This is a genomic window from Aeromonas sp. ZOR0002, from assembly GCF_963866995.1.
Lineage (GTDB): Bacteria > Pseudomonadota > Gammaproteobacteria > Enterobacterales > Aeromonadaceae > Aeromonas > Aeromonas caviae.
This window is the reverse complement of record NZ_CAWMFQ010000075.1, coordinates 1-3,805: the sequence shown is the minus strand read 5'-3', so window position 1 is coordinate 3,805 and position 3,805 is coordinate 1. Positions and strand designations below refer to the sequence as shown.

Genomic DNA, 3,805 nt, shown 5'->3' with positions numbered 1-3,805 from the left:
TTTTGAGCCGTTCGAAATATTGCTTTTCACACTCTACTGGCGATAGCCCATTGTTGAAACTGTGCCGACGCTTGGGGTTGTAAAACATTTCAATGTAATCGAACACATCCTGCCGGGCCTCCTCCCGATCTGCATAGGTTTTACGTCGGATCCGCTCGCGTTTGAGGAGTTGGAAGAAACTCTCCGCCACCGCGTTATCATGGCAATTGCCACGTCTGCTCATGCTGGCCTTGAGCCGGTGCTCCCGCAAAAAATCCTGCCAGTCATAGCTGCTAAACTGGCTCCCTTGGTCAGAATGAACCAGCACTTCCTGCTCGGGTCGCCGTCGCCACACTGCCATCAGTAACGCGCTGATGGCCAACTCTCGGTCGATCCGTGGCCCCATTGACCAACCAATGACTTGTCGTGAAAACAAATCCAATACCGCGGCCAGATAGAGCCAGCCTTCATGGGTTCGAATATAAGTGATGTCCGTTACCCAGACCTTATTTGGCTCAGTCACATCGAACTGGCGTTCAAGATGATTCGGTGCAACCACCGTTGGCCGGCCACCATAATGACCGGGACGGCGACGATAACCGGTTTGTGAACGCAAACCTTCATGACGCATTAATCGCGCCACCCGGTGTTTCCCACAGGTCTCGCCCATCTCTCGCAGGTCATCCCGGATCTTGCGATAGCCATAGACGCCCCCGCTTTCTAGCCAACATTGCTTGATCTGGCCCAGGAGGCGTTGGTCTTCAAGTGCGCGGGCAGATAAAGGCTGGTGCTGCCAGGCGTAATAACCGCTCGGGTGGACATTCATCATCCGACACAGTCGGCGGATGGGATGTGTGGACGCGTGCACCCGGATGAAGGCGTACCTTACCCTGACAGCTTGGCAAAGTACGCGGCGGCCTTTTTTAAGATATCTCGCTCATCGGTGACGCGGCGCAGTTCAGCCTTGAGGCGCCGAATTTCGGCTTGCTGGCTGGAGTCATGCTGTTGCTGCACGGCGGGCTGGCTGTAGCGCCTGATCCAGGCGTAAAGACTGTGGCTGGAAACACCAAGTCGCTCAGCGACCTCTGCCACTGGGTAATGGCGCTCAGTCACCTGCTTGACGGCGGCCAGTTTGAATTCTTCCGTGTAACGTTGCTGCTTGCTCATAACACCTCCTGATTGACCTCAGTTTGAGGCTCTTGAGGTGTCTAGGAAAGTAGGGGCGATTCAGATGAAGCGTGCCGTGAGTGAACGGCTCGCTGAATTTTCAGAGGCAAGAATGGCCACATTGCGTGGCCATTATCATATCAGCGAGTGAGGTCTTCTATCTGGGTAACCTTGCCATTGATGATGGTCACGGCCTGAGGGATGTCACTTTCGCGAGCCTGATAGGTCCAGCGCTCCCCGACCTTAGGGGCATCCAGAAGACGCTCGTCGATGATGTCCTCTTTCATCTGAGGTTGACCGCACTTCTTCTGCACGTTGAAGGATGAATCTCCTTCGCTGATCAGTGCGCTTTTGCACCTCATTGCTCCAGCATTCGCCGCCACGGGCATAGCCAATATCAGCAATATCATCAATCGTCTCATAGAACCTCCTGTTCAGTTGGCATCAAACGTAGCCCTAGACTTCAATTCTGGCAAAGGGCAGATCGGGGAGCTGGGTCACAATTGCGCCATTTTCAACCAGCACCCAACGGCCCACAGCGGCGCCGGTGCCAAACACCCGCAGGGTGGCCCCACCCACCTGCTCGATGAGGCTGGTACCCCGCAGGGAATCGACCAGCAGCACCTTCCCCCTCACCCGCACCGTGCTCGGTAGCATGGCCTCAAACTTCTTCCACGGGTTGTTGCTCGCCATCTATGCCTCCATGTCCAAATGCACTTCCAGGGTGACGTTCTGCCATACCGAGCTGATGCCAGAGGGGGCCAGCGCGTTACTGATGCACAGCGCCCTGGTGTGGCTGCCATCGGCCCGCAGCACCTTCACCAGCTGGCCGGGTACCACCAACCCGGGGGCCTGCCCCGGCCTCATCAGTGGCAGGCGCAGGGTCACCATCTCCTGCTCGCCCGAGTCGGCAATCAGGTTTCGCCCCCGCTCGGCGTTGACCGGGTGGGTCTGGGCCAGCACGTCGCTGATATCCTCGCCGCTCTGGCTGCCCGCCGTGCCGGTGCGCACCACCTCGGTGACCACCCCGTGGGTGGTGCCGGCGATCAGCACGCGCTCCAGACGCGGACTCGATGCCGACTCGCTCGATTCTTCCGGGATCATCGCCTCGGGGATGAGGTGGCTAAAGGCCGAATCCGGCGCCGTGGCCCACTGCCACGGACTCACCAGGTAACGGGGCTGCACCAGCACCTTGTCTTCGCTCATGTGAGGCACCAGCACGGCCCCCGCCGCCTTGGCCAGCCTGGCCAGCAGCTCCTTGGGGGCCATTCGTTCGCTGATAGAGCCCGGCGCCAGCGACCAGTCCGGGGTCTGTACCCACTCGCCATGAGCGGGGCGCTCGATGGCAAAGCCCAGCGGCGTCAGCAGCTCCTCGGCGAGCTGCCAGGCGGTCATCTCATTGGGCAGGGTCACATCGACCAGGGACGCCCAGGGGCCGTCGAGGAACTGGGTGCGCGAGCGGGCCGTGAAGGGATAGACCTCACTCCCCAGGGCACGGTTGACCCGGTAGCCCTGCACCGCAAACAGCCAGGTCCAGCCGTTGATGGTCAGCTCGATATGGCGCGGCCCGGTGGCGGTCGGCTTCACATAGGGCAGATTGGTCTTGCCCCGCAACTCGCCGGAGAGCTCCCACACAAAGCTGTCGATATCGAGTTTCAGGCTCGGGTTGAACAGGGCGAGCGGCACGCGCTCGGTGCCACTGACGGCAACGCAACTGATCTCGTTCATGATGATGTAGGGCGCCGGTTGAGGGTGGGTGGGGGGCTCGCGATCGCCAATCTCGCCGCCAGAATCATCGCCATGCTCCAGGCCCCAGCCCGGGTCGAGCGGTTTGGCGCCCGCCCCCCAGGGCATGGCATCGTCCTGATCGGCCGTGCGGGCATAGCCCGCTGGCAGACCATGGCCATTGTCACGGGGCGCCACGGCGCGATCGGGCTGGGGCTCGGCCAGTGAAAATACCAGGCTCATCGCCTGCCACTCGCCGGTGGCAGCGGTCAGGGCAAAGTCGAGATGGTCGCGGGCAGGTAACCGGGTCAGCAACGGCGGCAGCCCGTCCCAACGCAGCTCCCAGGGGCGATGGCGGAGATCGGTGATATGCCAACCGGTGGCGGTGGCCTGGTCGCAGACGGGCGGCTGCAGCCAGGGGCCGGTGCGGGCCAGATCCAGCCGCTGAGCGGCCTGTTGCCAGGCACCGTGCAGGGACTGTGGGTCGCAGGCCGTGCTCATCGCCAAGCCCTGCCAGAGGCGGCTGTCTTGCCGGGTGGCCAGTACCCAGCTGCCTGCGAGGGTCAGATCCACGGCTCGCGCCTGGGTCAGCGGGGCTGCCAGTGGCTGCACCAGCGGGCTCGCCTGGCCAAAGACCAGCGCGTCACCTTGGTCGGTTGCGTGCAGCAGACCCCGCGTCAGGGACAGCTGGCTATCCCTCACCTGGGCCAGCCCCTGCCAGCCGCTGGCAATCGCGGTACGGATAGCCGGGGCCAAGGGCGGGCGCAGCGACCCCCCCAGGTAGAAGTCGAGGGCGGCCGCAACGGGTTGCTTGACCAGGCGGCGCGAGGCAATGGCGAGCGTGATGGCGGTGGCGGCGGGCGGCAGATACATCAGCTCACCTCAATCTCGGGTTGCAGCGGCCCGTGGGCCACGATGGGCAGATACTACTGTG

The 3,805-nt window shown here is 62.2% G+C and carries 4 protein-coding genes; all 4 read right to left on the bottom strand.

The genetic code is table 11. The annotated features are described in order from the left end of the window. Positions 1–1,146, bottom strand: a protein-coding gene (locus AACR77_RS04515; RefSeq protein ID WP_156133352.1) for an IS3-like element ISAeca4 family transposase whose coding sequence is annotated in 2 segments (ribosomal slippage) — positions 1–909 and positions 909–1,146 — 1,147 coding nt annotated over the 2 segments. Because the reading frame shifts where the segments join, the coding sequence is not laid out codon by codon here. This gene is flagged as partial in the annotation. A 140-nt stretch (positions 1,147–1,286) separates the two neighbouring features. After that, positions 1,287–1,568: a DUF2845 domain-containing protein gene (locus AACR77_RS04510; protein WP_042880001.1), complete on the bottom strand. Its 282-nt coding sequence runs from the start codon at positions 1,566–1,568 to the stop codon at positions 1,287–1,289. Between the two features lie 34 nt (positions 1,569–1,602). Continuing rightward, positions 1,603–1,839 carry a hypothetical protein gene (locus AACR77_RS04505; protein WP_042649238.1) on the bottom strand — a complete coding sequence of 79 codons (237 nt, stop codon included), beginning with the start codon at positions 1,837–1,839 and terminating at the stop codon, positions 1,603–1,605. Next, positions 1,840–3,744 carry a hypothetical protein gene (locus AACR77_RS04500; protein WP_042879998.1) on the bottom strand — a complete coding sequence of 635 codons (1,905 nt, stop codon included), beginning with the start codon at positions 3,742–3,744 and terminating at the stop codon, positions 1,840–1,842. Positions 3,745–3,805 lie beyond the last annotated feature (61 nt).

What these genes read in the sequence shown, in the direction of transcription:
- AACR77_RS04510 (WP_042880001.1), bottom strand. Translation starts at nt 1,568, where the DNA reads ATGAGACGATTGATGATATTGCTGATATTGGCTATGCCCGTGGCGGCG.
- AACR77_RS04505 (WP_042649238.1), bottom strand. Translation starts at nt 1,839, where the DNA reads ATGGCGAGCAACAACCCGTGGAAGAAGTTTGAGGCCATGCTACCGAGC.
- AACR77_RS04500 (WP_042879998.1), bottom strand. Translation starts at nt 3,744, where the DNA reads ATGTATCTGCCGCCCGCCGCCACCGCCATCACGCTCGCCATTGCCTCG.